The sequence below is a fragment of the Streptomyces sp. NPDC019224 genome, assembly GCF_040632605.1.
In the GTDB taxonomy this organism is placed as follows: Bacteria; Actinomycetota; Actinomycetes; order Streptomycetales; family Streptomycetaceae; genus Streptomyces.
Genome location: NZ_JBEYCF010000016.1, coordinates 110359 through 137175, shown reverse-complemented (window position 1 = coordinate 137175; position 26817 = coordinate 110359). Strand labels below are relative to the sequence as shown.

Below are 26817 nucleotides of genomic sequence, written 5' to 3'. Positions count from 1 at the left end.
TCACCTGTCCGCGCTCCTGAGTGAGGCCGGGGTCCCAGCCGCCGCTGCCCGCGTCGCGGCCCTCCGGCAGCAACTCCTCGAACTGCCCGCCCCCGTCGTCGCCGACGCGCTCGGCTACCACGACAAGACCACCGCTCCGTTCCGCAACGAGACCGGCGCAACATGGAGCCGATACGCCCCAGGGGATCACGCAAGGTCACCAGCGGGCTGGGTTTCTCGGAGAGCCGGCGACAGTTGAAAAAGAGGTGGCCGCACCTCGTGCACGATCACACCACGGGCCGTCCGGCACGAGGGCGTCGAGCACGGTCAGCAACTGCGGCGGCTCAACCGGGTGCGCAGCGAGTCCAGATCCGGCCATGCGTGGCCAGGTCGGCCTGCTCGTCAAAGAGCAGCCGGTACGCACCAGGGGCGGTCGCTCGTCGGCAAACCGAGCCACGAAGAAATGCTCCGTCCGATGTGCCGCTTGCCGTTCCACTGCACATCACGGTCTACGAGCACCGACCGGTCAAGGACGGCAGCCGGGTCGAGTCCGCTTTCCTCGGCCAGTTCACGTCGTGCCCCCCACCGGGAGGCTCCCAGAGCCATGTCCCGTCGAACGGATCCCGCCAGCGCAGAAGAAGCAGGTGGTGGGCAGCGTCCAGGCAGATGACCCGGGCGGCGGGCCGGTGCGTTGTTTCCACCGGCCTGCTACTGGACCAGGGGGCCCGCGGTGGATGCGTCGCGCAGGCCCAGGCGCAGGTGCTCGATGTGGAAGAGGGCCTGTTCCAGGAGTTCTGCGACATGGTTGTCGTGAAGGGCGTAGACGATGGAGCGGCCCCGGCGTTCTCCGGTGACGAGCCCGAGATTACGCAGCAGGCGGAGCTGGTGGGAGCAGGCGGACGCCTCCATGCCCACGGCCTCGGCGAGGTCGCCGACCGCGCAGGGGCCTTCCTGGAGGCGGGCCAGGATGTACAGCCGCGAAGGGGTGGCCAGGGCCTGGAGGGTGGCAGCGACGTCGCTGGCCCCTGCCGCGTCCAGGCGCTCGCGGGGGGTGGCGTGGTTCTTGTCGTCGGCTCCGTGACCCATGCCGCCCATCCTACCGACCACGCCTGAATACCTGTTCAGATATTCCTGTACGGTGGATGTGTCGCCTTGCTTCCGTCCTGAAGGGTTGTTCTGCCATGCCTTCCGACCTGCTCCGGCGGCCCGGACGGGCCACTCCGGCCTCTTCGCGTACGGCGCCGAAGCGCCGTACGCGGGTGTTCGCCCTGGCCGAAGCGCGCTGGGCCGCCGCGGCGCTGGTGCTGTTCCTGATCGCGCTGCCGCTCCAGCTGACCGGCGCGCCCGCCTGGGTGTGGGGCCCGCTGTACGCCGCCGCCTACGTCACCGGCGGCTGGGAACCGGCCTGGGCCGGGCTGACAGCGTTGCGGGAGAAGGCCCTGGATGTGGACCTGCTGATGATCGTGGCCGCAATCGGCGCGGCCTCGATCGGGCAGGTGATGGACGGCGCGCTGCTGATCGTCATCTTCGCCACCTCCGGCGCCCTGGAGGCCCTGGCCACCGCCCGCACCCAGGACGCGGTACGCGGTCTGCTCGACCTCGCACCCACCACCGCGACGCGGCTGGGCGATGACGGGAGCGAGGCGACTGTCCCTGCCGAGGACCTGGTGGTCGGGGACACCATCCTGATCCGCCCAGGTGAACGGGTCGGGGCGGACGGCCGTGTCCTCGATGGAGCCAGCGAGGTGGACCAGGCCACCATCACCGGCGAGCCGCTGCCGGTGGCGAAGGAGATGGGGGAGGAGGTCTTCGCCGGCACCCTCAACGGCACCGGCGCCTTGCGGGTGAGAGTCGAGCGGGATGCCTCGGAATCGGTGATCGCCCGGATCGTGGCCATGGTCGAGGAGGCGTCCGAGACCAAGGCGCCCACCCAGTTGTTCATCGAGAAGGTCGAGCAGCGCTACAGCCTGGGCATGGTCGTCGCGACCTTGGCGGTGTTTCTGGTTCCCCTCGCGTTCGGCGGAGCCCTGACCGGCTCGCTGCTGCGGGCGATGACCTTCATGATCGTGGCTTCGCCGTGTGCGGTGGTTCTGGCGACGATGCCGCCGTTGCTGTCGGCGATCGCCAACGCCGGGCGTCACGGTGTCCTGGTGAAGTCCGCTGTGGTGATGGAACGTCTCGGGCAGGTCGACGCGGTCGCACTCGACAAGACCGGCACTCTGACCGAGGGCACCCCCCGCGTCACCGACGTCCGCCCCCTGGACGGCTGCGGGCTGGGCGAAGACGCCCTGTTGGCGCTCGCGGCCGCCGCCGAGCACCCCAGCGAACACCCTCTGGCCCGCGCCGTCGTCGAGGCCTCCCGCACGCGCGGCCTGGACATCGCCGGTGTGCGGGACTTCACCTCCACCCCCGGTATCGGGGTCACTGCCGGCGTCGGGGGTCATCTGGTCGCGGTCGGCGCACCTGCGCGTCTCCTGGACGGCAGCGAAGGCACCGACGCTGCCCGTGCCGCGGATATCGCGGCGGACCTGGAGAACAGTGGCCGCACGGCCGTCCTGGTCCAACGCGACGGCGTCCCGGTGGGGGTGCTGGGCATCGCCGACCGGCTGCGTCCCGACGCCGCCGCGACCGTCGCCGCCCTGGCTCCCTTGACCGGCAGCACTCCGATGCTGGTGACGGGGGACAACCCGCGCGCCGCCGCGCGCCTGGCCGCCGAGGTCGGCATCCCCGGTGACGGGATCCACGCCGGGCTCCTGCCCGAGGGCAAAGTCGAGGCCGTACGGCGCCTGGAGGTCCAAGGGCGCAAGGTGCTGTTCCTCGGCGACGGCTTCAACGACGCCCCCGCCCTGGCCGCCGCCCACACCGGCATTGCCATGGGCCGCGCCGGCTCCGACCTCGCCCTGGAGACCGCCGACGCCGTCATCGTCCGCGACGAACTCGCCACCGTCCCCACCGTGATCACCCTCTCGCGGACAGCCCGGCGTCTCGTGGTGCAGAACCTGGTCATCGCCGGAGTATTCATCTCCGCTCTGGTCATCTGGGACCTGGCCGGCCACCTGCCCCTCCCCCTCGGGGTCCTCGGCCACGAGGGATCGACCGTCATCGTCGGCCTCAACGGGCTGCGCCTGCTGCGCGACGCAGCCTGGAACCGCGCCGCGAAGGACACGCGATGAGCCGCCGTACCAGAAGAAAAGCCGCCCTTACCTCAAAGGTGGCCCGCCCCACCGTCACCGTCTGCCGCGGCTGCTGCTGCGGAACCCCGGCCAAGGTGCCGCACCTGGACCACGAAGCCCAGCTCACCGACCTGCGCACCCAGTTGGCCGGGGTCGCGATGGTGAGGCGCACCGACTGCCTGGACGCGTGCGAGCGCGCCAACGTCATCGTCGTCCAGCCCTCCTCCGAAGGCCGCAAAGCCGGCGGGCGCCCGGTCTGGCTCGGCCAGGTCAACGACCCCGGCGCCGCTGCCGATATCACCGCCTGGGTCAAGAACGGCGGCCCCGGCCTTGCCGAGCCGCCCGACATCCTCGGCCTGTACACGTTCAGCCCGTCCAGACGCGTCCGTCACGAACTGGAAGACTGACCGACTCCGGCCGGTGCCAGGCGGGATCGTGCCCCTGTGAACGGTCACGCAATGACCCAGGCGGAAGTGCACGTAATCCCCCAGGTGCTGACGCGAGCTGACTGGAGGCGTCCTGCGTCAGTGCCACCACAGCACGAGAAGAAGGTGCCGTCGGGATGCATCACGGCAGAACTCTCGCAGGGCATTGAAGTGCCCCAGCAGGTACTTCCTCGGCCCGCCGAAGATCCTGGCCGGCCCGTCACCGATCAAGGAAGCGGCCTTTGTATCGTCGGTCGGCAAGGCGGCCGGAAGGGCGGTCAAGTCGATCTGCCAGAGCAGTTCCGAGAGGCGACCACTTGAGCCCCGGAGAGAGCCGTGGGAGCGGGCCTGCCGCTCGCTGACCAGTTCGCAGAGGTCACCGGCCTGGGCCACGCTGAGCTGGCGGACGGCGAAGTCGTCGAGGATGAGCACGCCGGGCCGTACCGGTTCACGGATCCGCTTGTCCCACGTACGGTCCGCGTGGCCGCCGGCGAGATCTGCGAGGATCCGGCTGGTCTTGGCGAAGCGAACATGAGCGCCCTGACGGATCGCGAGGTGGCCGAGGCCTGGGCGACGTAGGCCCTACCGAATCCGACCGGCCCGAAGAGGACGACCGACTCACCGGAGTGAAGCCAGCACAAGGCCCCGAGATCTCGGAGCTGAGCGGCCGGGAACTTCGAGAAGGCAGTGAAATCAGATTCCTCCAGAATAACCTACTGTCGGGGTGTTTGCCCTGGTCAAGCGAGGCGTGGGGCTTGACCAGGGCACCGTCGAGGAAGACCTGCACCATCGTGGCGGTGGAGCGGACGTAGACAGGGCGGCCGATCAGTTTCCAGGGCACCGAGCAGAGGGCGCGGCCGGCCTTGATGCGGATGTCCGTCGACCCTCGCTGTTGACCAGCGAGTCAGAACGAACGGGGCGGGTGGCAACGGCAGTAGGGTCTGGGCTTCGACGAGCTCGAACACTGCCATCGGTGAGGCTCCCGGCAGCGGCCGGCCCTGTCGTCAGCCCGCCACCTTCTGCCTCCAGTCGACAGCCTCGGTCTGCATGTGCTCGATCGAGGTGAACTCCGGTCCGCGTCAGAACGAGTCCCGGATGTAGGGCATGGGCCGCTCGCCCCGCGGCTTGTCCTTGGGCCGGGCGGCGCGAACTGGCCCCACCAAGGCGTCGTAGTGGGCGGCGAGTTCGGCATACGCCTTGTTGATCTCAGCCTCGAAGTTTCGTGACGGGGCGTCGGCGGAGTCGACGGCCCGTCTTCGTGCCGTGAACTGAGGCGGGGCAGGTCGAGGGCCCGGGTCTCGTCTCGGGTGGACGCCGGGTTTCCACTGCCCCGGCTGGGGGGTTCTCTCGTAGGGACGGGTGAATCCGCTGGTCATCCGGGGTTCGGCAGGAGGGCGAGCCGGTTGAGGGCGGCAGTGATGTGGTCGGCCGCGGTGGTCGAGCCCGCATTGCCCGGGCGGAGCAGGGCCGCGACCGGTTCACCCGTGCCGCCCGGCCCGTGGGCGACGAACCCATCAGCGGGTGGTGGCCGTGGGTCCGCTTCCACGTGGTGCGGCGTCCTCCTTGTCCGAGTGCGCGATCACCAGCACCCCGTCGAGGTCCACGATCACCGTCCCGTCGGCATCGGGCGCCCTGGAGCCGGCCAACCGCCAGAGAGCTCCCCGGGCTTCGGCCCGCGCGGAACGGATGGCCCGCAGGGCCTTCTCTTCGGAGGCTGCGAGGGTGTCGATGAGGCGGGAGAGCGTCGGGTCGGAGGCCACCGGCTCGATGCGGACACGCGGGTACGACCCGATACTCTTCTTCACCTGAGAAGTGCCTCCGGCTGGAGCAGGAACAAGGACCTCGACAATCCTCGTTCTTGCTGTTCGGAGGCACTTTTCGCTTACCTGACCACCCGCCGGACAACTCGCTTCATGAAAGTGCGAGGCTAATGCCATTGCCCGGCCCGTACGCGTTTGGCAAGATCACCCGGGGTCGGTGACCGTGTGCGCCGGCCGTGACGCACGACCGGCGGCGCCTGGTGCCCCGGCCGTCCTCCAATCCATCGGTTGCCCCGCCAACGCGTCGCCGACCGGTGCCCCGCGCCTGAAAGCTGTGTAAATGACCTCTCCGAGCAGTACTGCTCCTCGCTTGTCCGCCGTCTCGCGCCCCGGAACAGAACTCGATCAAGTCCTTTCCCTCACCTCTCGTGAACCCGTGTGGCGCCTGTCTGCCGACTCCTATCGGGCGGAGGCCGCCCAGCAGCAGTACCGTCCGGAGTGGACCTGGGCCGCCTGGAGCCCGGACGGCCGGGTGCTGGCCCGTGCGCTGTGGTGGGGGCAGAGCGACAGCGCCCACCCGATCGCACTCGACTGCCTCGCGATAGCCGACGACGTACCCGCTGCCGAAAGGGCCGCACTGGGCGCCATGCTCCTGGAGGCGGGGCATCAGGCTTTCCGCGAGGTGGGCGCCCAGGCCCCGCCGCTGTACAACCTCATGCGACTGCCCGGCGCGTGGCGGGACGATCCCGAATACGTCGCCGCCGTGTCCTGGCGCCAGGAAGCCGCCCGCCGGGCCGGACTGACGGTCGAGGTGGAACGCCTGCAATTCGAGTGGACGCCCGAGGCACCGCTGCCCGCCGAACCCGAGCGACTGGTGTTCTCCCCGGAACCCGACGACGACGTCTTCCTCGCCGCGATGCTGCGAGTGGCGGAGGGCACTCTCGACGCCCACACCCTGGAGGGCGAGGCGGCCAAGGGCCGTGAGGCCACCGCACGCGAGAGCCTGCAGTTCTATCTGGATCGGCCCGGCAAGCGGGAGTGGTGGCGTCTCGCGCACACCCCGGACGGCACCCTGGCCGGCCTCGCGATCCCGTCGGCCACCCCGTACAACCGCAACGTCGGCTATCTCGGCGTCGTCCCCGAACTACGCGGTCGCGGTTACGTGTCCGAGATCCTCGCGGCCATCACCCGCTTCCAAGCGGCGGAGGGCGCCGAACGCATCACCGCCACGACCGACCTCGGCAACCGACCGATGGCAGCGGCGTTCACCCGCGCCGGATACCGCAACACGGAAACCCGGCTCATCTTCTCCGCACCGATGGACTAGAGCCTGTCTCCCTGACTTCACGGCGATCGAGCCACGTGCGAGGGTGGTCGCCATGCAGCAGCTTGGTCACCACCTCCGATCCTTCACATTCACGCTCGGGCTTGGCCCAAGGAGCTTTGCGGCATGCGTGGAGACAGGAGACCCGGTTCTGGAGCGGGACTGTAAAACGTTCGGCTCTGTCTCACATTCGGTGGTGACGGATTGTGCACGTTGAGCATGTCCACCTCGCGGAGAGTGCGGCCGGCGTCCTGACCTCGATGTTTCGAGGCGGACGGCATCATGCCGGGTCACGGGCTTGCCGCGGCGAACTCTCACTACGGGAGACCAGGTGAGCGGCCGGATTCTTGGGGAGACCGGCTATGAGACGTCGATCTGCGGTTTCGTGGCCGATGCCCTGCCCATCGCCGTCATGACCCACCGTCACCACCGAATGTGAGACAGAGCCGCTCGTTTGACAGACCCGGAAGAGGAATCCAGCGGCGCGCCCGGTTGTCACACTCTGGCATCAGCAGTTCGGTGAGGAAGCCGCAGTAGGTCATCCGGTCCTTGATCGCCCGGTCGGCGATCTCGTTGAACTCATTGCCGATCGCCGCCAGCCGCAGCAGGTGGCACGCGGTATCGATCGCGGCTTCGGCGGCCTGCTCGGTCGAGCCTCGCCGCCGGGGCAGAGGCACTGGGCTTCTCCCACGGTGGTCGCCGCCCGCTGGTGCGGCGGCCTCGTGCGTTCGGCCGGGCAGGCGTTGGGCGCCGCTGGCGCAGGTCAGTCGGACGCCGGTGGCGCGAGCAGCACCTCGATGCCGCGGGCGCGCAGCGCTTCGAGCAGGGCCGGGTGGGCCGAGGTGTCGGTGACGAGGGTCCAGCCTGGCTGCCAGGGGGCCCAGGCGTGGAAGGGGGCGGCTCCCAGCTTCGCCGCGTGGGCGAGGACGTACACCCGGTGCGACCGGCGCGCCATCAGTTCCTTGAGCCTGGTCTGTTCCGCGTCGGCCTCGCAGATCCCGAGTTCGGGTGAGACGCCGTCGGTGCCGAGGAACACCGCGTCGAACGTCATGCGTTCCAGCGCGGCTTCGGCGAGCGGGCCGACGAACGCGTGGCTGAGCGGCCGGTAGTGGCCGCCCAGGCAGGTGAGGTGCACGCCTTCGGCCCCGCCGAGTTCGGACACCGCGGACAGGCTGGGGGTCGCGACGGTGACCCCGTCCGCCACCCTGCGCAGGGCCCGGGCCAGTGCGGCCACCGTGGAGCCGGCGTCGAACAGAACCGTGGCGCCCGGTGCGATGCGGGTCACCGCGAGTGCCGCGATGGCCCGCTTGGCCGCGGCCGCCTCGGCCGTGCGCCGCTGCAGGGACGTCTCGGCGGAAGCGGTCAGCGCCATGGCTCCGCCGTACGTGCGCGCGAGGCGTCCGTCGGCGGTGAGGCGGGCGAGGTCGCGGCGGATCGTGGATGGGCTCACCGCGAAGCGCGTACTGAGCTCGTCCACTCCCGTCGGACCGGCTTCCTGGGCCAGTTCCACGATGCTTTCGCGCCTGGCGCAGGCTTCCGCGCTGGTCATCGGTGCCTTTCGGTGGCAAGGGCGACCGCCTGGCGAAGCGCCTCGACCATGCTGCCGCCCCGGGCGGTGCCGGTTCCGGCGATGTCGAAGGCGGTGCCGTGGTCGACGGACGTGCGGATGACGGGGAGTCCGACGGTGACGTTGACGCCGTTCTCGATGCCGAGGACCTTGACCGGGCCATGGCCCTGGTCGTGGTACATCGCCACGATCAGATCGTAGTCCCCCCGGGCGGCCAGGAAGAACGCCGTGTCCGCGGGAAGCGGACCGTGGGCGTCGATGCCGTCGGCGCGCAGCGCCGCGAGGGCGGGAGCGATCTTCGTCTCCTCCTCGCCGTTACCGAAGAGGCCGTTCTCGCCCGCGTGCGGGTTGATGCCGCAGACGCCGATAACGGGGTCGACCGTCCCCGCCCGTACCAGGGCCTGGTGACCGCGGCGCACGGTGCGCTCGACCAGGGGCGGATCGATGCGGTTCACCGCGTCGATGAGGCCGATGTGGGTGGTGACATGGATGACGTTCAGCTCAGGGGTGGTCAGCATCATCGACACCTCGTCTACGCCCGTCAGCCGCGCGAGCAGTTCGGTGTGTCCGGCGTAGTCATGACCGGCGAGGCGCAGGGCCTCCTTGTTGAGGGGGGCCGTGCAGATGGCGTCGACGTCGCCGCGCACCGCCAGCCGCGCGGCCTCCTCGACGTAGCGGTAGGCGGCCTCGCCCGCCTCCGGGGCGAGCCGCCCCCACGGCAGGCCGACGGGGAGCAGGTCCAGGTCGACGACGTTGACGCGGCCGGGAGTCCAGTCGGCGTCCCCGGGGCCGGACACCGTGACCACGGTGTCGCCGCTGCCGACGAGGACGGCGGCCTCCCGAAGCCTGCGGGCGTCACCGATGACCAGGGGCCGGCAGCCGTGGACGATGTCGGGGTGGCCGAGCGCCGCCATGACGACTTCGGGGCCGACACCCGCACCGTCCCCCATGGTGACCGCGACCAAGGGGCGGTTGTCGTCGGCCGGCGTGGCCGTCCGGTTGCGGTCGGGGCTGTGCGAGGGGGCTTTCATCGCGGTCCTCCATCGGATGGGGTGTTCGTGCCTTCTGGCGTTCGGGGCGTTGTTGCGGCGCGGGCCGGGCGGATACGGTCCGGGAGCAGTGCCTCGACCATGCGTACCAGGGAGTCCGGACCGCCGTGGCTGCCCGGACGGATGACGACGCCGCGTCCTTGCGGGGTGCGGCAGAGCGCGGCGCCGTGGTGTACCTGTCCGACAGGCAGCAGCGAGGTGACCGCGAGCGCGTCCAGTAGGGTCCGGGCGGTCTCGCCGCCGGTAAGGACGAGATCGGCGTTCGGGGGCAGCCGTCCGACGACGGCACGGCACAGGCTGTGCACGAGGCGGGGTGCCGCCGACGGATCGATCGGGCCGGTGGGGGCGATGCTGAACACCGTGACCGGGGCGGGCAGTCGGACGGGGCCGGGGCCCGGGTACGGGCCCCGGGCGCGAACATGGCCTGCGGCGGGGGCGCGGGGCCCGGGGTCCGGTGCGCCCGGACGTCCCCTTCGGGGGTCGGCGATCAGGGAGGCGGCAAGGAGGGAAGCGGCAGGAAGGGCGATGTGCTGGGCGCCGCGCGCGGACAACTGCGCGATCTGCGCAGCCGCGCCGGGGTGTGCGGTGCCGACGACGACGGCGACCGGACGGGGTGTCTCTGGTGCCGGCCGACCGGGGCCGGTGTGCTGTCCCTCGGGGCCGATGCCCTGCCCACCGGCTGCGGACCGCCGTCCCAGGGCGGCGACGATACCGCCGGCGCCTATGGTCCGTACGGTCCTCGGCAGCCTGAGCAGGGCTCCTGCGAGGGCGTCCAGGTCGGCTTCCGTCTCCGCGTCGCACACGAGGGCTGTGCCGGCGGCGAGACCGGAGCGCAGGCGGTGTTCCAGGCTCCGTGCTCCGGACCGTACGTCGTCCAGGCGTATGGCGACGGTGCGGGCGGCGCCGAGGGCCTCCGCCACCGACCGGGGCGGCGGTCCGGACTCCGCCTGCCAGGCGTCGGTGCGGTGCAGGGAGACTCCGTGCAGCCGTACGACCCCGTCGCGGACGGTCCGGCCGGCGGTGGGGAGCGCGGGTATCACCAGGAGGCCCTCCGCCCCTTCGCCGAACGCCCGTGCCTCCGGGGCGAAATGACCCCGCAGCAGCGAGTCGGCCTTCTTCACCAGCCGTCCGCCGGCCGGTTCGTGGCGGCGCACCGCGTGTGCCACGAGCAATGCCGCCCCGCCGGCGCTGCTCCGCCGCGAGTCGAGGTCGATGACCCGGGTCCGCCCGGGTTGACCCGCGGTGTCCGCATCGAGATCGATCGCGCGGCAGCAGGGCAGCAGGGCCGCGCACTCCGCCGCACCGGACAGGTCGTCCGCGAGCACCACGAGCGGCGAACCCGCTTCGTCGTCGAGCTCTTCGAGCGGCGCGGGCGGCACGGGGTGACCTCCTTCTCTCCTCCGTCGCCCGCGGCCCCCTCGCCTGCGGGCGTGCCCGAACGACCGCCGGGGCCACGCACGATGCAGCCTGCCGCAGCCCCGCGGCGGTCCGAGTCTCCGCGGCCAGCATGGCAGTCCTGCGCATTTCACGCGAGACCCCTTGCGTGAAATGCGCAGGACTGCCACCGTCGACCGCACGCCCTGCGGCCCGGAATGCCGTGCACGCTCGGCACCATCGCAGCCTTCGTGGAAGGAATCCCCATGGCCACCGCCCGCGACATCCATCTCCCGGGCTTAGCCGTCCCGTTGTCCCCTCTGGTGCTCGGCACCATGACGTTCGGTGACACCGTCGACCGGGCGGGCGCCGCCGACCTGCTCGACATGGCACTGGACGCGGGCATCACGGGGGTGGACACGGCGAATGTCTACGCCGGCGGTGAGACGGAGCGCATTCTCGCCGGGCTGCTGCCGTCACGACGCGACCGGATGGTACTGGCCACCAAGGCCGGCATCCCGCACCCGGACCAGGAGGGGCACGCCCCGCTGTCGCGTGAGGGTCTGCGGGCCGCGCTGGAAGGCAGCCTGAAACGGCTCGGCACGGAGTACGTCGACCTCTTCTATCTGCACCAGCCCGACCATGCGACACCGGCGGCCGAAACGATGGAGGCGGTTGCGGAGCTGGCGTCCGAGGGCCGCATACGCGCCCTGGGTGTCTCCAACTTTCCCTCCTGGCGGGTGGCCGAACTCATGCGGCTCGCCGACGAGATGGACGCGCCGCGGCCCGTGGTGGCCCAGCAGCTGCACAATCTGCTGGCCCGCCGCATCGAGGAGGAGTTCATCGAGTACGCCGCGCACCCGACGGCACGCGGGATACGCCTGATGGCCTTCAACGCCCTGGCAGGCGGCTTGCTGACGGGGCGTTACTCCGGGCGGGCGAAGCCCGGCGCCGGCCGGTTCACCACTTCCCGTCTCGCCGGCGCCTACCACGACCGCTACTGGAACGACGAGCTGCTCGCGGCCGTGGACCGGATGACGGACGTGGCCGGGCAGGCCGGGATCCCGCTCGCCGCCCTGGCGCTGCGCTGGCTGCTGCACCGGGACTCCACCCACGCGGTCCTGATCGGCTCGTCCAGCACCGCCCAGCTGCGCAGCAACCTGGAGGCGGCCGCGGCAGGCCCGCTCCCCGAGGACGTACTCGACGCCTGCGAACAGGCGAGCAGCAGCCTGCGCGGCCCCATGCCGCCCTACCACCGCTGAGGGCTGCCCCGTCACGACGCCCCGCGGACACTCCCACCGCACCCGGCACCACGCCTCGGCAGAGCAGGCGCCGCCTGCTCCGCCACTGCTGGAACCCCGGCCGCACTCCCCCACGACCACGGGTCGACGGCCCCGGCGCGGGCATCACAGGGCCGCGTCACCGAGCCCGGCGCAGGGATCACAGACGGGCGTCGCCGGCCCTGGTCCCGGCGAACCGCAGCCGCAGTCCTCATCGCTGCCCGCGACGAACGGGTGGCCTGTCACCGTCGCCCTTTGGCCGTCGGCAACGTAGGGCACTTCGAACACATGGCGTCCGGCGCCCCGGGTCAGTGGCGCTGCGCCGCCCGGGAGATGGATGTAGGCCTGCGCCCCGGGCGGTACCAGGACCTCCACGACCAGGGTCGGCCCCTCGATGCGCCAGCCGGCCTCGGCTCTTCCGTAGGGCGTGAGGTGGGCAGCACGCGCGCGGGTCAGCGTGCCCCCGGGCGTGGGTGCCACCCGTATGCGGCGCCAGCCGGGTACGTCGGCGGCGAGACCCGCCACGGTGCGGTGGAGCCAGTCGGCCACCGAGCCGAGCGCGTAATGGTTGAAGGACGTCATCTGCCCCGGGTTGACGCTGCCGTCGGGCAGCATCGAGTCCCAGCGCTCCCAGATCGTGGTGGCCCCCATCGTGACGGGGTAGAGCCAGGACGGGCAGTGCCGTTCCGCAAACATGCGGAGGGCCAGCGGAGCATGACCGGCCAGGCAGAGCGCCTCGCAGATCAGCGGGGTCCCGGCGAAGCCGGTGGCGATGCGGAACCCGGCCCGGCGCACGAGCTGCGCAAGACGGTCCCCGGCGTGCCGGCGCTGTGCCTCCTCGGGGAACAGGCCGAAGCACAGCGCCAGCGCGTAGGCGGTCTGGGTGTCGGACGAGAGACGTCCGGCGGGGGTGACGAACTCGTCGGCGAACGCGCCGCGAAGGCGGTCGGCGAGGGCGCGATGGCGGGCGGCGTCGTCCTTCTCGTCGAGCAGTTCTCCGATGTCGGCCAGCAGGTCCGTGGAGTGGACGAGGTGGGCCAGGGCGACGAGCCCGGCATCGGTGCGGGCGGCGGCGGGGTCATCCGGTGGCGCCGCGGGGTCGAGCCAGTCACCGAGCTGGTCAGGGTCCCGCCACAGCCCGCCGCCCTGGACCCCGTGGCCGGACGCGCACGCGATCCACGCGGTCATGGAGGGGTACTGGGTGCGCAGGAGCTCCAGATCACCGGTCTCCCGGTACAGCGCCCACGGGACCAGGACGGCGGCGTCGCCCCACAGGGCGTGCGGCTGTCCGCCCATCGGCGGGTCGAGTATGTCGGGGACCACGAGGGGCACCGAACCGTCGGGGCGGGCCAGCTGTTCGGCGGCGAGGTCGCGCAGCCAGCCGGACAGCATGCCGGTGCAGCCGTACAGAAACGCGGCGGTGGGAGCGAACACGGCGAGGTCGCCGGTCCAGCCCATCCGTTCGTCACGCTGTGGGCAGTCCGTGGGGAGGTCGACGAAGTTGCCGAGCAGCGAGTGGACGACGTTCTCGTGGAAGCGGTTCACCGTCGCGTCCGAACTGTCGAACCATCCGGTGCGCTCCAGGTCGGTGTGGAGAACGACGGCCTCGACCGCGGTCTCGTCGAAGGGGCCGGGCCAGCCGTCGAACTCCGCGTACCGGAACCCGTGGAAGGTGAAGCGGGGCTCCCAGACCTCGGGCTCCCCCGTGCCGCGCAGCACGTAGGTATCGGTGGCAGCGGCCCCGCGCAGGGCACGCACCGCGAGTTCGCCGTCCTCAAGGACCTCGGCGTGGCGCAGGGTGACGGTGTGTCCGGCGGGACCTGTGACGTGTATCCGGAGCCGTCCCACGAGGTTCTGACCGAAGTCGGCCACGGTGCGGCCGGAGGGTGTGGTGAGCACCTCGTGTACGGGGACCGTGCGCGTACGGCGGACCGGTGGGCCGGTGGGTGCGGTGATCCGGGTGGGGGGCGGCGGGAGTTCGCGCACCCGGGGCCAGTCACGGGTGTCGTGGCCGGGCCGGGACCAGCCGTCCCGCTCCAGTCGGGCGTCGTAGTGCTCACCGTCGTACAGCTCGGAGCGCAGCACGGCGCCGGTGGCCCAGTGCCAGGCCGAATCGGTGGCGACGGTCCGGACGGTGCCGTCGGTGTGGTGCAGCTCCAGCTGGGCGAGGAGGGCGCGCCGCCGCCCGTAGTGGTGGCGGCTGCCGTCCCAGCCGAGGCGTCCCGTGTACCAGCCCTCGCCGAGGAGGGCGCCGATCGTGTTGGGGCCCGGCCGCAGCAGCGCGGTGACGTCGTGGGTGCGGTGGCGCAACCGGTGGTGGTAGGAGGACCAGCCGGGTTCGAGTACCTCGTCACCGACCCGGACTCCGTTGATCTCGGTCTCGTAGACGCCCAGGCCGGTGGTGTAGAGGCGGGCGGAGGCGATGTCCGCGTCGATGCGGAAGTCCCGGCGGAGCAGGGCCACCGGCAGTGGGCTCTCGTCGTCGCCGGTATCGGGGGTGACGAACGCGGCGCTCCAGTCGGCGGGGTCCAGCAGCCCGGTCTCGACGTCGGCGGGCTCGGACCAGGGGCTGGCGGTGTCCTCGGCGCCGCCCCACACCCGTACCCGTACGGTGGCGCGGGTGCGCGAGGCGAGCGGGGGGCCGGGCCAGGGGACCAGCACGGACTCGGCGCCGGGGGCGCGCCCGGTGTCGGCGAGTATCGCGCCGTCGGCTCCGGTGATCCGTACCTGGTAGGCGTGCTGTGTCCAGTCGGGTTCGTCGGTGAGGGTCCGCCAGCTCAGGCGCGGGGCGGGTTCGCCGATGCCGAGTGCGTGGCGGTGGTGTTCGAAGGTGGGGGCCGTCACCTTCGTCGGGTACTGCACGGTGGGTCCTCTCAGTCCAGTTCGACGCGCAGGACCTGCGCGTACGGGGTGGGGGGCCGTCCGGCGGGCAGGTGGACATCGAGGCTGTTGCGGCCCTCGGTCCAGTGGACCGGGGTGTCGGTGCCGAGCAGGGTGACGCGGCGGGGCGGGGTACTGACCAGGCCCCGCGAAGGGGCGAGGCTCTCGATGCGGACGGTGCGGTCGTCGGGCCAGGCCATCAGGAAGACGTAGAGGGTGCGGCGGTCGGCGCCGACGGTGAAGCGGAGGTCCTGCGGGGTGTAGGCGAGCGCCTTCTCTCGCGCGCGGTTTCCGGTGACGTTGGTGGGGCCTTCTCCGTAGACCTTCCAGGGGCGGCTGCCGAAGACCGCTTCGCCGCACCTGTCGGTCCAGGTGCCGAGTGATTCGAGGACGGCGTTGGTCGGCTCGTCGATCGTGCCGTCCGGGAGCTGGGGGACGTTGAGGAGCAGGCAGCCGTTCTTGGACACGGTGTCGACCAGCAGGTGAACGATCTCCGAGGCGCTCTTGTAGCGCTCGCCGTCGGCGTAGAACCAGTCGCCGATGCTGGTGTCGTACTGCCAGGGGTGCGGGTCGAGACCGCCGAGCTGCCCGCGTTCGACGTCGAGGAGTACGGCACCGCGGTCCTCGTAGGCGATGGTCTTGATGGAGACGGTCCCCTCCGGCCTGCGGGCGTAGTAGTCGGCGAGGAACTCCAGACCGCGGCGGCTGGGCGGGGCCGCCTCGCACACGCTCCCCTCGTCGAAGGGCAGTCTGGAGTCGTCCAGGTAGACGAGGTCGGCGTCGTGGCGGAGGGTGACCTCGCGCAGCCTCGCGTAGAAGTCGTCGACGAAGGCCTGGTCCGGCTTGTCGCCGGGACGTCGGGGGCGGCCGTACAGTGCCCGCGGGTCGAGCCCTTCCCACCAGGTGCCGGTCCCGTCGGCCGCGGTGAGGCGCCCGTCGTAGGGAACGCCCGTGTAGGGGCCGTCGGTGTCCCGCCCGAACGCCGAATCGAGCCAGCGCCACGTCCAGGAGCCGGCGTGCATGCTGACGCCGAAGCGGATTCCGGCGCCGCGGGCGGCATCGGCCCAGCGGGCGACGATGTCGGTGCGCGGTCCGACGTTGACGGAGTTCCACGGCTGGTGGGAGGAGTCCCACAGGTCGAAGTTGTCGCAGTGCGCCGCAAGGGAGACGAAGTAGCGGGCGCCGGTCCTGCGGAAGCGGTCCATCAGCTTCTCCGGGTCGAACCGTTCGGCCTTCCAGGAGTGGCACAGGTCCTTGTGGCCGAAGGCGGAGGGGTGGCCGAAGTGTTCTCGGTGGTAGGCCGTCTGACGTGCTGTCCGCTCCCGCTCGAATCCTTCGGTGCCCGCGTAGGGGCCGTAGAGGTGGCGGGCGTACCAGTCACCTCTACGGGCCACGGACTGCGGGCCCCAGTGCGCCCAGATACCGAGCTTCGCGTCACGGAACCAGTCCGGCACCCGGCGGCCGCGCAGCGATTCCCAGTCGGGTCGGTAGGTGTTCCTCGGGGCATGGTCGGCGGTCATCCAACTCCCTTTCCCTTGACGGCATTCAGGTGGCATGCCACCTTCTGGCCATGTCTGACTTCCTCGAACGAATGAAACGACCGGAACGGCGCGAGCGAGCAGCCGCGGACACCGACCGGGTCCGGGTGGGGGCCGCGTACTACCACGAGTACCAGCCCACCGACCGCCTGGAGACGGACCTCGACCTGATGGCCTCGACGGGGATCTCGCTGATCCGGGTCGGCGAGTCGGTGTGGTCCACCTGGGAGCCCGAGGACGGGGTCTTCGACGTGGACTGGGTGGTACCGGTCCTGGACGGGGCGCACGCCCGCGGTATCCGCGTACTGCTCGGCACCCCGACCTACGCGGTGCCGCCGTGGCTGCAGCGCGCCCATCCGGAGATCGCGGCGGTCCGGGCGGACGGCGGCCGGGTGCCGTGGGGTGCCCGGCAGGAGGTCGACTTCACCCACCCGGTGTTCCGCAGGTACGCGGAGCGGGTGGTGCGCCGTGTCGTCGCGGCGCACGCGGACCACCCCGCGGTGGCCGGGTTCCAGGTGGACAACGAGCCGGGTCTGCTGCTGCTGCACAACGACGGGGTGTTCGAGGAGTTCGTGTCCCGGCTGCGGGCGCGGTACGGGAGCGTCGAGAGGCTCAACTCGGCTTGGGGGCTGACCTACTGGTCGCACCGGCTGTCCTCCTGGAACGAGCTGTGGAGGCCCGGCGGCAACACCACCCCGTCCTACGACCTGGCCTGGCGCCGCTGTCAGGCGGATCTGACGTCCGAGTTCATCGCCTGGCAGGCGGACCTCGTGCGCGAGTACGCCCGGCCCGGGCAGTACGTCACGACCTGCCTGGCGGTGACCCGCCCGGCGGTGGACGAGGTGGCGGTCACGGCGGTACTGGATGTGACGGCCGGCAATGTCTACTACGTGGCGCAGGACGAAGTGGCACTGCCCGACGAAGGCCGACGGCACGAGGGCGGCTGGTTCGGCCAGGGAGTGTGGCAGATCCACCTGTCGGCGGACCGGCTGTGGGGCGCCCGTCAGGAGCCCTTCCTGGTCACCGAGACGAACGCCTCCTCCATCAACGCGTCGCACGCCAGTCATCCCGGCTACGAAGGGCAGTTGCGGCAGGCCGCCTGGACGCTGGCCGCGCGGGGAGCGCGCCTCGTGCAGTACTGGCACTGGCACACGTTGCCGTACGGTGCGGAGACCTACTGGGGCGGTGTCCTCGGGCACGACCTCGAACCCGGCAGGATCCAGCGAGAAGTCGCCCGGGTGGCGTCGGAGTTCGAGGCGGCCGGGGACTGCCTGACCGGGCTGGTCCCGGACGCGGACGCGGTGTTCGTCCGGTCCGTGGAGAGCGACTGGGCGATGCGGTGCCAGCCGCCGCTGTCGCTCCCGGGTACCTTCACCCCCGATCCCCGGTCGTACGAGCGCATCTTCGGCGCGTTCTTCAAGGGGTTCTTCGACGCGGGCGCGCAGGCCCGGATCATGTCGCCCCGGCAGCTCGCCGACTCTCTGCGCCGCTCCCCCGGCACGCTCCCGGGCATCCTGGTGGTGCCCGCTCTGTACCTGTGCGACAGCGAACTCCCTGACCTTCTCGACGGATACGCGCGCTCCGGCGGCCATCTGGTGCTGACGTTCCGGACCGGTTACGCCGACGAGGAGGCGCGGGCCCGCGCCGAGACGGCCCCCGTTGCGGTGCTGCGGGCGGCGGCGGGGGTGCGCTGCGTGGAGTACTCGAATCTGACCGGCCCGCTGACCGTCACGGCGGCCGAGGGGTCCGGGCTGCCGCTCGTACCCGGCGCACGGGCTCTGGAATGGGCCGACGGCCTGGAGACGGACGGCGCCCTGCCGCTCGCGCACTACGTCCACCCGCACTTCGGACGGTGGCCTGCCGCGACCGTCCGGGACCACGGACGGGGCCGGGTGACCTATGTCGGGACGCTGCCGGACAGCGCCTTCGCCGAGGCGCTGGCCCGGCATGTGGCGGGCCGTACGACCGTGGCGGCGTGCTGGGGCCCGCTGCCCGCCTCGGTGCACGTGACCTCGGCCCGCAACGGGCTCGGCGAGCGCCTGTGGTTCGTCCACAACTGGGCGTGGGAGCCGGTGCGGGTCGCGGTGCCCGAGGCGGTGCGGGACGTGCTCGGCGAGGAGCGCCTCCCCCCGCGTGCGGGGCTGCGGCTGGGCGCGTGGGACGTCCGGGTGCTCCGCGCGGACGGCGGCGCGGGTCACGCCGGACCGCCGGGCGCGAGGGGACGCAGCAGGAACTCCATCCGCCAGGGCTGAGGCCGCAGTTGGTAACGGTCCAGGGGTGCCGGCCCGCAGGAGGCGCTGCCGAGTCCGTGCTGGGCGACGTCCAGGTGGACGTGGAGGTGCTCGCCCGGCACGAGATCGTGCGGATGGGCGGCCGCTTCGAGCTGCTCGACGGACCAGGGGCGGACGGTGAGGCCGAACGCTCGCATCCCGCCGGCCGCCTCCACGCGGAGCCCCCGGCCGGTGGCGGGGTCGGTCAGTTCGGCCCAGCGGACGTCGGCCCGCCGTCCGTTCTCCTGCGGGACGACGTAGGGGGTCTGGAGGGCGGCGACGTCCGCGGTGAACAGTCCGACCCGGGCGGCCTGTGCGCTGTCCGGGTACGCCTCTCCCGGCCCCTTTCCGTACCAGCGGACCCGGTCGTGGCGGGCGGGCAGCGTGAAGCGCACGCCCACGCGCGGCAAGGTCAGCCCGGCCCAGGGGCCGTCCGGGGTGATCTCGACGGTCAGCCGCAGCGCCTCGCCGTCCGGGGCCCAGGCGTGGCGGACGCGCAGACCGTGCGGCAGTCCGTCCGGCGCCGACCTGGACCGCACGAGCGACTCGTGCGGGCGCCGCTCGACGCTCTCGGTGCGCAGGACCAGGCGGTCCAGTCCGGCCTCGCGCCACAGGCGCAGCACGGAGTCCGCGCCCATTCCCCGGTCGTTGTCGGTGGGCGCCCGCCACACGTCGAGGTACGGGCCCTCCAGGTCCAGGCCGGCCAGGACTGCCGGCAGTCCGGTGCGCTCGTCGAAGATGCCGGCCCCCGGGGTCCGCCCGGGCCCGGTGGCCGCCGGGCGGGGGACGGGCCCGCCGACGCGGGCCTGGGCCCAGGCGACCTCGTGACCGGCCGGCGCCCACGGTTCGTCGGCCGCCAGCACGGCCCGGACGGTCAGCCAGGTCTCCCCCACGGGCCCGGCCGACCGGCCTGACGCTTCCCGCGGGCGGGGCAGTTCCGGGAAGGGCATGTCCGCTTCCTGGCGCGCGGGCACCGGTGGCGTCTTCAGCTCGCCGTCCGCGACCGGGGTCCCGTCCGTCTCCAGGGCCCATCGGAACACCAGGTGCGCCAGGTCCCGTGCGTCGTACCGGTTGCGCAGTACGATCCGGCCGGCCGCGGGGTCGAGGCCGATCCCGACCGGCTCGACGGCCTTCTTGTACGCCGCGAGGCCGGGCGAGGGGGTGCGGTCGGGGAAGAGCAGCCCGTCGATGCAGAAGGTGCCGCCGTGGGGGCTGTCCCCGAAGTCGCCGCCGTAGGCGAAGTACGTCCGACCGTCCTCGCCGGTGCGACGCAGGCCGTGGTCGATCCACTCCCAGACGAAGGCTCCGGCGCAGCGCGGGTGCGATTCCAGGGTGCGCTGGTACTCGGTGAGCGAGCCGGGGCCGTTGCCCATGGCGTGCGCGAACTCGCAGAGAAGGAAAGGAAGTCGTCGTCGCCGGGCCTCCACCTCGGGGGTGTCGGCCGTCTCGGGGGGTGTCTCCTCCTCATGGCGGCCGATGCGGTCCACCTCGTCCACGGGGGCGTACATCAGACTGTAGAAGTCGGAGTGGCGGTAGGTGCGGTCCCGTTCGTAGTGCAGGGGCCGCGACGGGTCGCGCTCCCGGGTCCAGTCGGCGAGGGCCTGCAGGTTGGTTCCGTGGTGGCTCTCGTTGCCCAGGGACCAGATGATGACGCTGGGGTGGTTCTTGTCGCGCTCGACGGTGCGCCGCATCCGGTCCAGGATCATCGGGTGCCACCGGGGGTCGTCGGCGGGGTTGCCCACCCAGTCGGCGTGGATGAAGCCGTGGGTCTCCAGGTCGCACTCGTCCACGACCCACATGCCGAGTTCGTCGCAGAGGTCGAGGAAGGCGGGGTGCGGGGGGTAGTGCGCCGTACGCACCGCGTTGATGTTGTGCCGCTTCATCAGGAGCAGGTCCTCGCGCATGGTGTCCTGTCCGATGGCGCGGCCCCGGTCGGGGTCGTGCTCGTGCCGGTTGACGCCGCGCAGCAGCACGGGGACGCCGTTGACGGTGAAGCGGCCGTCGCGGATCGCCACGGTGCGGAAGCCGATGCGCAGGCGCACGGGCGCGGCGCCGGAGAGGGGGGCGAGGTCGGCGGCGTACAGGCGGGGCAGCTCGGCGCTCCACGGTTCGACGCCGGGCAGGTCGATCGGCCGGTCGGCGGGGTGGTCGTGGACGCCGAGGCCGGGCAGCGACACGAGTGCGGGGACGTCGGACTCGATGCGCAGGGTCCCGCTGCCCCGTTCGTGGTCGTAGGAGGCGTGCACGAAGTAGTCGCCGATCGATCCCGGCGGGACCTCCAGCAGCGTCACGTCGCGGAAGATGCCGGGCAGCCACCACATGTCCTGGTCCTCCAGGTAGCTGCCGGAGGACCAGCGGTGGACGCGTACGGCGAGGTCGTTGCGGCCGCGGCGCAGCGCGGGCCCGGCGTCGAACTCCGAGGGCAGCCGGCTGCCCTTCGATGTTCCGAGTTCGACACCGTTGAGCCAGACCTTGAAGCAGGAGTCGACGCCTTCGAAGCGCAGCACGGTGGAGCAGTCGCCGGTGACCGGCCAGTCGTCGGGCAGGTCGAAGGTGCGGTGGTGGTCGCCGGTCGGGTTGGAGTCGGGGACGTGCGGCGGGTCGATGGGAAACGGGTAGGCGGTGTTCGTATAGCGCGGCAGGTCGTGGCCCTGGAGGACCCAGTGGCCGGGGACGGTCAGCGGTGACCAGGAGGGGGCGTCCTCGGCGGGGCCGCCGGGCGCGAGAAAGTCGAGGGGCGCGTCGGCGGCCGGCGACAGACGGAAGGACCAGGTGCCGCCGAGGTCGAGCCGCCGGCCCCCGAGGGGGAAGTGGGCGCGCGGCGCGCGGCGGCCGCTCCCCGGCGTCAGATCGGCCCAGTAGGCCGCGGAGGCGGTGGTGCCCGTCGGGTCGCCGTGGTGCGGTGCGGTCGCCGCCGGGTGTTCCGTGTCCGTCATCGGTCCCTCTCCTTCGGCCGGTGGCCGCTGTGGCACGTGTGGTAGCGGTCGCTCGCTCATCGCGTCCTCCAGTCGCCGGGAACCGTGAACTCCCAGGTGCCGGGCTCCACTTCCCGTACGTCCCGGCCGCCGCCGGGCAGTGGCAGTTCCACCCGGGAGGGTGCGCCGGGCGGCAGCGTGACGGTCAGCCGGAATGCGTCCGGCCGTCGGTGCCAGGCCACGGAGGCGCGGCCCCGCGGTGTCTCGTACCAGGCGCTCGCCCGGGTGAGGCCGCCGACCGGGGCGGGCCGGACGACGATGTGCTCGTATGCGACGGAGTCCGCCGCCTGCCGGAGTCCGGCCAGGGAGGCGGTGAGCCATTCGGATGCGGCGCCGAGCATGAAGTGGTTCTGGGAGGAGCCGCGGGTGGGGCCGTCCCAGCGTTCGGTCAGCGCGGTCGCGCCGTGGGCGAGCTGGTAGCCGTAGCTGGGGCTGTCGGTACGGCTCAGCAGGTCCGCGACGACGTCGTCGCGTTCGTGCGCGGACAGGACCCGCAGCAGTGCGGGCAGGGCGATCTCGCCGACGGTGACGTGGCCGTCCGCTGCCCGGACCGAGTCGACCAGGTGGTCCAGCACGGCCGGGAGCTCCTCGGCGGGGACGGCGCCCATCTCCAGGGCGAGCGCGTCGCAGGCCTGGCTGCCGCTGCCGTAGGTATGGCGGGCCGGGTCGAAGAACTCCGTGTGGAAGGCCCGGGCGACGCGGTCCGCGAGCCGGCGGTGGGCGGCGGCGTCGTCGGGCCGGCCGATCGCCTCGGCGATGTCGCCGAGTGCGGCGGCGATGCGCTGGTGGGCGTAGGTCGCGGTGACTGCTTTGGGGGTGGAGTTGTCGAACGCGATCCAGTCGGCCAGTCCGTGGTGCAGCAGCAGGCCGTCGTCCGAGCGGGAGTGCAGGTGGCCGAGGTAGCGCAGCATGTCCGGGTAGTGGGTGCGCAGTGTCGTGGTGTCGCCGTAGGTGCGGTACAGGTGCCAGGGGGCGAGGACCAGGGCGCCGCCCCAGTTGGCGTCGTCGCGGAACTTGTCCTCGAACACGGTGTACTCGGGGGCGATGCCCGGCACGAGGCCTTCGGCGGTCTGCGCGTCGGCCATGTCGCGCACCAGCTTGCGGTAGTACGCGGCGACGTCGTAGCCGCCCGCCACGGCGGGGAGGACGAGGTGGGTCTGCTCCAGCCAGCCGAGTTTCTCGCGGTGCGGGCAGTCGGTGAGAACGCTGAACATGTTTCCCTGGACGGCCCGGTCGATGATGCGGTGGATGCCGTTCAGCAGGTCCGACGAGCAGCTGAAGCCACCGGCACGCGCGTTGGCGGTCCGCATGACCTCGCCGCGTACGGTGTCCGGCGCGGGGTCGCCGGGCAGTCCCTCCACCTGGAGGTAGCGGAATCCGTGGTACACCGTCGCCGGGGCCCAGACCTCGCCTTCCGGGTCCCCGCGCAGGGTGTAGCGGTCGTAGCAGGGGGTGCCGGTGAAGCGCTGGTTCACCGTGCCGTCGTCGGCGAGCAGTTCGGCGGGGCGGATCACGACGGACGCGCCGGCGGGTCCGGTGACCGCGAGGCGCGGGCGGCCCGCGATGTTGACGCCGAGGTCGAAGACATGGATGCCGGGCCGCGGTTCGGCGACCGATACCGGCGCGAGGGTGTCGACCACCTCGACGGGCGGGTGGGTGCGGGCGTTCAGCGTCACGCCCTCCAGCGGGGCCTCGACGGCGGCGCTCCACCCCGCGCGGTCGTGTCCGGGGCGGTCCCATCCGTGCCGTTCGAGGCGGGCGTCGTGCTCCTCGCCGCCGAACCAGGCCGACAGGGTCACGGGGCCCCCGGCGGCATGCCAGGACCCGTCGGTGACCAGAGTGGTGGAGGTGCCGTCGGCGAGGACGGCGTGGAGTACGGCGATGGCCCGGGGGCGGCCGTGGTCGATGTGGAGTTTGGCGTAGCGCCCCGGGACCTTCGGTGCGTGCGCGATGCCGTTGCCGAGGCTCAGCCCCACGGTGTTGTCGCCCGGGCGCAGTGCGTCGGTGATGTCGTAGGTGGCGTACATCAGACGGGTTCTGTAGTCGGTGTAGCCGGGTTCGAGGAGGGCGCGGCCTGCGCGGACGCCGTTGACGGAGGCCTCGTAGGAGCCGAGGGCGGTGGCGTGGAGACGGGCCGTGACCGGGGCGGACGGCAGGTGGAAGTCCACGGCGAGGAGCGGGAGCCGGGCGGGCCCGCCGGTGTCCGGGGCGGTGATCCACCGGGCGCCGGACCAGTCGGCCTCGGTGGGCAGGCCGGTCTCCCACGTGGCGGCGGAGCTCCAGGGCGAGAGTCCGTCGTCGTACCGGACCCGGACCCGCCACCAGACGCGCCGGCGGGCGCCGGGAGGTTTGCCGTCGTAGCGGACACAGGTGCTGCGCGGATCCTCCACCGGTCCGCTGTCCCAGAGGTCACAGGCGCCGGAGGCCAGCAGGCCGGGGGCGGTGGCGGCCTGGATCCGGTAGCCGCGCTGCCGGCCGGCGGGCCGCCATGACAGGTCCGGGTGCTGCTCGTCGATGCCGAGCGGGTCGGCGAGATGGGCCGTACGCAGAGTGTGCGGTGCGGTCGTCACGTCCCGGGCTCCCTGGGTGGGTCGGTGGTCGGGTCGGTGGAGCGGATGCGTCCGGCCACCCGGTCGAAGAGGTCTACCGGGCCGGCCTGGCCGCCCTTGAGGACGGCCGACACGCCGTCGAGGCGCGGGTCTTCGAACGTCAGCCCGCACAGGGCGGCGCCGGGGGCGATCAGGGTGTCGATCTCGGCGGTACGGATGCCCAGCCGGGCGGCGACCCGTCCGGCCGTGTCACCGCCGGCCACCACGACGCGGCGCACTCCGGCGTCGACGGCGGCCCGTACGGCGTGGACGAGGATGCCGCCGAGTCGGTCCGCGGGGTCCTTGCCCGGAGCGTCGCGGCGGCCGGCCGGCACAGCGTGCACGATGACACCGGGCGCGCGGCCGCCGAGGGCGTGCAGCACCGCCTCGCGGAGCCGGGCCAGGGCGGCGGCCGTGGTGTCGCAGCCGTGTTCCGGGTCCACCGGCACCGGCACGTCCGCCCAGCCGTGGTCCGTGGCGTGGCGGATCTGGGCGGCGGTACGCAGGGCCCGGCTGCCCGAGACGACGATCGCACGGGCGGGTTTTGGCGAGCCGTAGGGGCGGGTCCGCCCGGTGCCGGCGAGGACCTGGCCCACCGCGAGGCTGAGGCCGCCCGATCCGAGTGCGAAGACGGGGGAAGGGCCGCCCAGGAGCGCCAGCCGGGCCGCGCGCCGGGCGTGCGCGGGCGTCAGCGCGTCGAGCACGACGAGTCCGGGGTGGGCGGTGGCCGCCGCCTCGTAGGCGAGCCGGGCCTCGGCGAGGGGCAGTTCGTACGCCGTCAGGTCGAGGCCGCCGACGGGGAGTCCGGTCTGCCGTGCGAGGTGCTTGCGCAGGTCGGACTCGCCCATGGGGGTGACGGGGTGACGGGACATGGTGGGCTGGCGGTCGAGGCGGTGCACCCGGCCGTCGTCGTCCCGGGCGAAGTGGTGGCCGAAGGCGGTGTAGCGCCCGAAGTCGGGCTGCGCGGCCAGGACGGGCACGGGCGCCCGGCCGAACACCTGGTGGCCGGTCTCGGCGGCACGGCCCAGGCTCCCCGTTCGGGGTGAGGAGTCGGCGGTGGAGCAGATCTTGTACTGGACGAATCCTGCCCCGGTGGCGCGCAGTTCCTCCAGGACGGGCCGGATCACGTCGGCCATCTCTTCGGTGGGCAGCGCGCGGGCGGCGCCCGCCACCCCGATCACATCGAATCCGCCCGTGGCGGCGGCCTTCCGCACCGCGCCCGGGTCGAAGAGCAGGACACCGCGCAGGCCCGCCCGGTGGAACTGGGCGAGTGCGTCGGTGGACCCGGTGACGTCGTCGCCGTAGAACGCCGCCATGGGCGGGGTCACGCCGGCGGGGGCGGCCGTCATCCGCGGATCCCGCCGAACCGCTCCAGGGCGAGGGCCAGTGTCCGGTCCCGGGCGGCGGCCTCGGCCAGTGGTTCGCCCTCCGCCGCCGCCCGCCAGGCCGAGCGCATCGCCGCGACGCCGGCTCCGGGTCCCTGCGGGTGGGCGTGGATACCGCCGCCGGCCAGGACCAGCAGGTCGGGCGTGCCGGTGAGTTCCAGGGTGCGGTGGGCGAGGCCGGGCCACTGCCCGGAGGAGAGCACGGGCAGGGCCTCGTAGCCGCCGAGGAACGGGGTGCGCATCGCGTGGACGGAGGCGACCACGTCCTCGTCGGTCTCGTAGAACTTGCTGCCGATGCCGCCGACGTGGAGCTGGTCGACGCCGGAGAGCCTGGCGAGTTTCTGGAAGACCAGGGGGCTGATGCCGATCTGGGGGCTGCGCAGCAGTGCCCCGCTCATGGCGCGGTGCCCGTGGATCGGCAACGTCGCGTGTGCGCGCAGATGGGCGACGCCTGCCAGGCCCACGGTCTGCACGCACACCATCACGCAGGTGCCGCCGGCCTCGCGCACCAGGTCGTGGTTGGCTTCGAGGCGTCCGATGTCGTCGGTGATGTTGAAGGCGTACATGGTGCGGCGGCCGGTGAGGTCGGCGGCCCGGTCGAGCTCCTCGTTGACGACCTTGATCCGCTCGCGCAGGGGGGCGTGCGGCGGGTTCCCGGTGAGTTCGTCGTCCTTGACGAAGTCGATCCCGGCCATGGCCAGTTCACGCACCAGGGTGCGCAGCGCATCGAGCCGGAGGCCGACCCCGGGCTTGACGATCGTGCCGATCAGGGTGCCGTCGGGGGCGCCCATGAGGCGCCGGGTGCCGGCCGTGCCGAAGGCCGGTCCGGGGTAGCGTCCGGCGAACGGGGCGGGCAGGGCGAGGTCGACCAGGCGCACGGCGGCCATCTCGCGGAGTTCGAAGAGGTTGCCCGCGACCGCCGCCAGCAGGTTCGGGACGGACGGGCCGAAGTTGTGGAGCGGGAAGGCGATCCGGACGCGGGCACGGTGGGGGCGCGGGCCGGCCTCCGGGGGTCTGGCCGCCCCGGGCAGCGGGGTGTTCCCCGAGTCGGGGAGGGGGGTCACCTCGACGACGGTCGCCCCGAAACGGGTGCGCAGGGCGTCGCTCTCGCCCGGGACGCGTACGAAGGTGCCGGTGGACTGCTCGTTCGCCAGTACCTCGGCCGCCGCCCGGGGCGGCAGCCAGCTTTCGACGTCATAGACCGCGACGACCTGTTCGTCCGCCATGCCTGCCTCTCTTCTGTACGGGCT

The 26817-nt window shown here is 72.4% G+C and carries 16 protein-coding genes and 2 pseudogenes; 5 read left to right on the top strand and 13 right to left on the bottom strand.

Going from position 1 to position 26817, the window contains the following annotated elements; translation table 11 throughout:
* Positions 1 to 687: 687 nt before the first annotated feature.
* A complete protein-coding gene (locus tag ABZ564_RS13520) occupies positions 688 to 1065 on the bottom strand; it encodes a metalloregulator ArsR/SmtB family transcription factor (RefSeq protein WP_360854507.1) in 378 nt (125 codons plus the stop codon).
* A gap of 95 nt (positions 1066 to 1160) precedes the next feature.
* On the opposite strand from ABZ564_RS13520, the gene ABZ564_RS13515 reads away from it, so the two are divergent.
* A complete protein-coding gene (locus ABZ564_RS13515; RefSeq protein WP_360854504.1) occupies positions 1161 to 3152 on the top strand; it encodes a heavy metal translocating P-type ATPase in 1992 nt (663 codons plus the stop codon).
* The gene (locus ABZ564_RS13510) at positions 3149 to 3559 is read left to right on the top strand and encodes a (2Fe-2S) ferredoxin domain-containing protein (protein WP_360854501.1); all 411 of its coding nucleotides are present in this window, start codon (positions 3149 to 3151) and stop codon (positions 3557 to 3559) included. Before ABZ564_RS13515 ends, ABZ564_RS13510 begins: the two co-directional genes overlap by 4 nt.
* A gap of 117 nt (positions 3560 to 3676) precedes the next feature.
* Here ABZ564_RS13510 and ABZ564_RS13505 read toward each other — a convergent pair.
* A pseudogene (locus ABZ564_RS13505) lies at positions 3677 to 4284 on the bottom strand (ATP-binding protein).
* Between the two features lie 707 nt (positions 4285 to 4991).
* Positions 4992 to 5337 (bottom strand): annotated as a pseudogene (locus tag ABZ564_RS13500) (transposase); the annotation flags it as partial.
* Positions 5338 to 5773: 436 nt separating this feature from the next.
* Between ABZ564_RS13500 and ABZ564_RS13495 the strand changes: the two are divergent.
* Positions 5774 to 6664 carry a GNAT family N-acetyltransferase gene (locus ABZ564_RS13495; protein ID WP_360854498.1) on the top strand — a complete coding sequence of 297 codons (891 nt, stop codon included), beginning with the start codon at positions 5774 to 5776 and terminating at the stop codon, positions 6662 to 6664.
* A 407-nt stretch (positions 6665 to 7071) separates the two neighbouring features.
* Here ABZ564_RS13495 and ABZ564_RS13490 read toward each other — a convergent pair whose 3' ends face one another.
* The 4 genes from ABZ564_RS13490 to ABZ564_RS13475 form a co-directional block, all read right to left on the bottom strand.
* On the bottom strand, positions 7072 to 7338 hold the full coding sequence (locus ABZ564_RS13490; RefSeq protein WP_360854495.1) for a hypothetical protein: 267 nt from the start codon (positions 7336 to 7338) through the stop codon (positions 7072 to 7074).
* 86 nt (positions 7339 to 7424) lie between these two features.
* Positions 7425 to 8210: a DeoR/GlpR family DNA-binding transcription regulator gene (locus ABZ564_RS13485; RefSeq protein WP_360854492.1), complete on the bottom strand. Its 786-nt coding sequence runs from the start codon at positions 8208 to 8210 to the stop codon at positions 7425 to 7427.
* A complete protein-coding gene (gene pdxA / locus ABZ564_RS13480) occupies positions 8207 to 9259 on the bottom strand; it encodes a 4-hydroxythreonine-4-phosphate dehydrogenase PdxA (RefSeq protein WP_360854489.1) in 1053 nt (350 codons plus the stop codon). Before pdxA ends, ABZ564_RS13485 begins: the two co-directional genes overlap by 4 nt.
* A complete protein-coding gene (locus tag ABZ564_RS13475) occupies positions 9256 to 10656 on the bottom strand; it encodes a four-carbon acid sugar kinase family protein (protein ID WP_360854486.1) in 1401 nt (466 codons plus the stop codon). Before ABZ564_RS13475 ends, pdxA begins: the two co-directional genes overlap by 4 nt.
* 261 nt (positions 10657 to 10917) lie before the next feature.
* Between ABZ564_RS13475 and ABZ564_RS13470 the strand changes: the two genes are divergently transcribed.
* On the top strand, positions 10918 to 11913 hold the full coding sequence (locus ABZ564_RS13470) for an aldo/keto reductase (protein WP_360854483.1): 996 nt from the start codon (positions 10918 to 10920) through the stop codon (positions 11911 to 11913).
* A 144-nt stretch (positions 11914 to 12057) separates the two neighbouring features.
* Here the strand turns inward: ABZ564_RS13470 and ABZ564_RS13465 are convergent, their stop codons facing one another.
* Positions 12058 to 14793 carry a family 78 glycoside hydrolase catalytic domain gene (locus tag ABZ564_RS13465; protein ID WP_360854480.1) on the bottom strand — a complete coding sequence of 912 codons (2736 nt, stop codon included), beginning with the start codon at positions 14791 to 14793 and terminating at the stop codon, positions 12058 to 12060.
* An 11-nt stretch (positions 14794 to 14804) separates the two neighbouring features.
* A complete protein-coding gene (locus tag ABZ564_RS13460) occupies positions 14805 to 16331 on the bottom strand; it encodes an alpha-L-fucosidase (RefSeq protein WP_360854477.1) in 1527 nt (508 codons plus the stop codon).
* A gap of 71 nt (positions 16332 to 16402) precedes the next feature.
* Between ABZ564_RS13460 and ABZ564_RS13455 the strand changes: the two genes are divergently transcribed.
* A complete protein-coding gene (locus ABZ564_RS13455; protein WP_360854474.1) occupies positions 16403 to 18601 on the top strand; it encodes a beta-galactosidase in 2199 nt (732 codons plus the stop codon).
* On the opposite strand, the gene ABZ564_RS13450 is transcribed toward ABZ564_RS13455, so the two are convergent.
* From ABZ564_RS13450 to ABZ564_RS13435, 4 genes are read right to left on the bottom strand one after another with little or no spacing between them, the layout of a single operon-like run.
* Positions 18544 to 21555 carry a glycoside hydrolase family 2 TIM barrel-domain containing protein gene (locus ABZ564_RS13450; protein WP_360854471.1) on the bottom strand — a complete coding sequence of 1004 codons (3012 nt, stop codon included), beginning with the start codon at positions 21553 to 21555 and terminating at the stop codon, positions 18544 to 18546. The two genes, ABZ564_RS13455 and ABZ564_RS13450, sit on opposite strands and share 58 nt — an antisense overlap.
* A gap of 56 nt (positions 21556 to 21611) precedes the next feature.
* Positions 21612 to 24164, bottom strand: coding sequence for a family 78 glycoside hydrolase catalytic domain (locus ABZ564_RS13445; RefSeq protein ID WP_360854468.1), 2553 nt, complete (start codon positions 24162 to 24164; stop codon positions 21612 to 21614).
* A complete protein-coding gene (locus ABZ564_RS13440; protein WP_360854465.1) occupies positions 24161 to 25531 on the bottom strand; it encodes a four-carbon acid sugar kinase family protein in 1371 nt (456 codons plus the stop codon). The genes ABZ564_RS13445 and ABZ564_RS13440 overlap by 4 nt, the downstream gene beginning before the upstream one ends.
* Entirely contained in the window at positions 25528 to 26793 is a 1266-nt protein-coding gene (locus tag ABZ564_RS13435) for a RuBisCO large subunit C-terminal-like domain-containing protein (protein WP_360854462.1), read from the bottom strand. The genes ABZ564_RS13440 and ABZ564_RS13435 overlap by 4 nt, the downstream gene beginning before the upstream one ends.
* Positions 26794 to 26817: the final 24 nt, after the last annotated feature.

Coding starts and splice junctions, on each gene's coding strand:
- ABZ564_RS13435 (WP_360854462.1), bottom strand. CDS start 26,793: ATGGCGGACGAACAGGTCGTCGCGGTCTATGACGTCGAAAGCTGGCTG.
- ABZ564_RS13510 (WP_360854501.1), top strand. CDS start 3,149: ATGAGCCGCCGTACCAGAAGAAAAGCCGCCCTTACCTCAAAGGTGGCC.
- ABZ564_RS13520 (WP_360854507.1), bottom strand. CDS start 1,065: ATGGGTCACGGAGCCGACGACAAGAACCACGCCACCCCCCGCGAGCGC.
- ABZ564_RS13455 (WP_360854474.1), top strand. CDS start 16,403: ATGAAACGACCGGAACGGCGCGAGCGAGCAGCCGCGGACACCGACCGG.
- ABZ564_RS13485 (WP_360854492.1), bottom strand. CDS start 8,210: ATGACCAGCGCGGAAGCCTGCGCCAGGCGCGAAAGCATCGTGGAACTG.
- pdxA (WP_360854489.1), bottom strand. CDS start 9,259: ATGAAAGCCCCCTCGCACAGCCCCGACCGCAACCGGACGGCCACGCCG.
- ABZ564_RS13460 (WP_360854477.1), bottom strand. CDS start 16,331: ATGACCGCCGACCATGCCCCGAGGAACACCTACCGACCCGACTGGGAA.
- ABZ564_RS13450 (WP_360854471.1), bottom strand. CDS start 21,555: ATGACGGACACGGAACACCCGGCGGCGACCGCACCGCACCACGGCGAC.
- ABZ564_RS13440 (WP_360854465.1), bottom strand. CDS start 25,531: ATGACGGCCGCCCCCGCCGGCGTGACCCCGCCCATGGCGGCGTTCTAC.
- ABZ564_RS13515 (WP_360854504.1), top strand. CDS start 1,161: ATGCCTTCCGACCTGCTCCGGCGGCCCGGACGGGCCACTCCGGCCTCT.
- ABZ564_RS13470 (WP_360854483.1), top strand. CDS start 10,918: ATGGCCACCGCCCGCGACATCCATCTCCCGGGCTTAGCCGTCCCGTTG.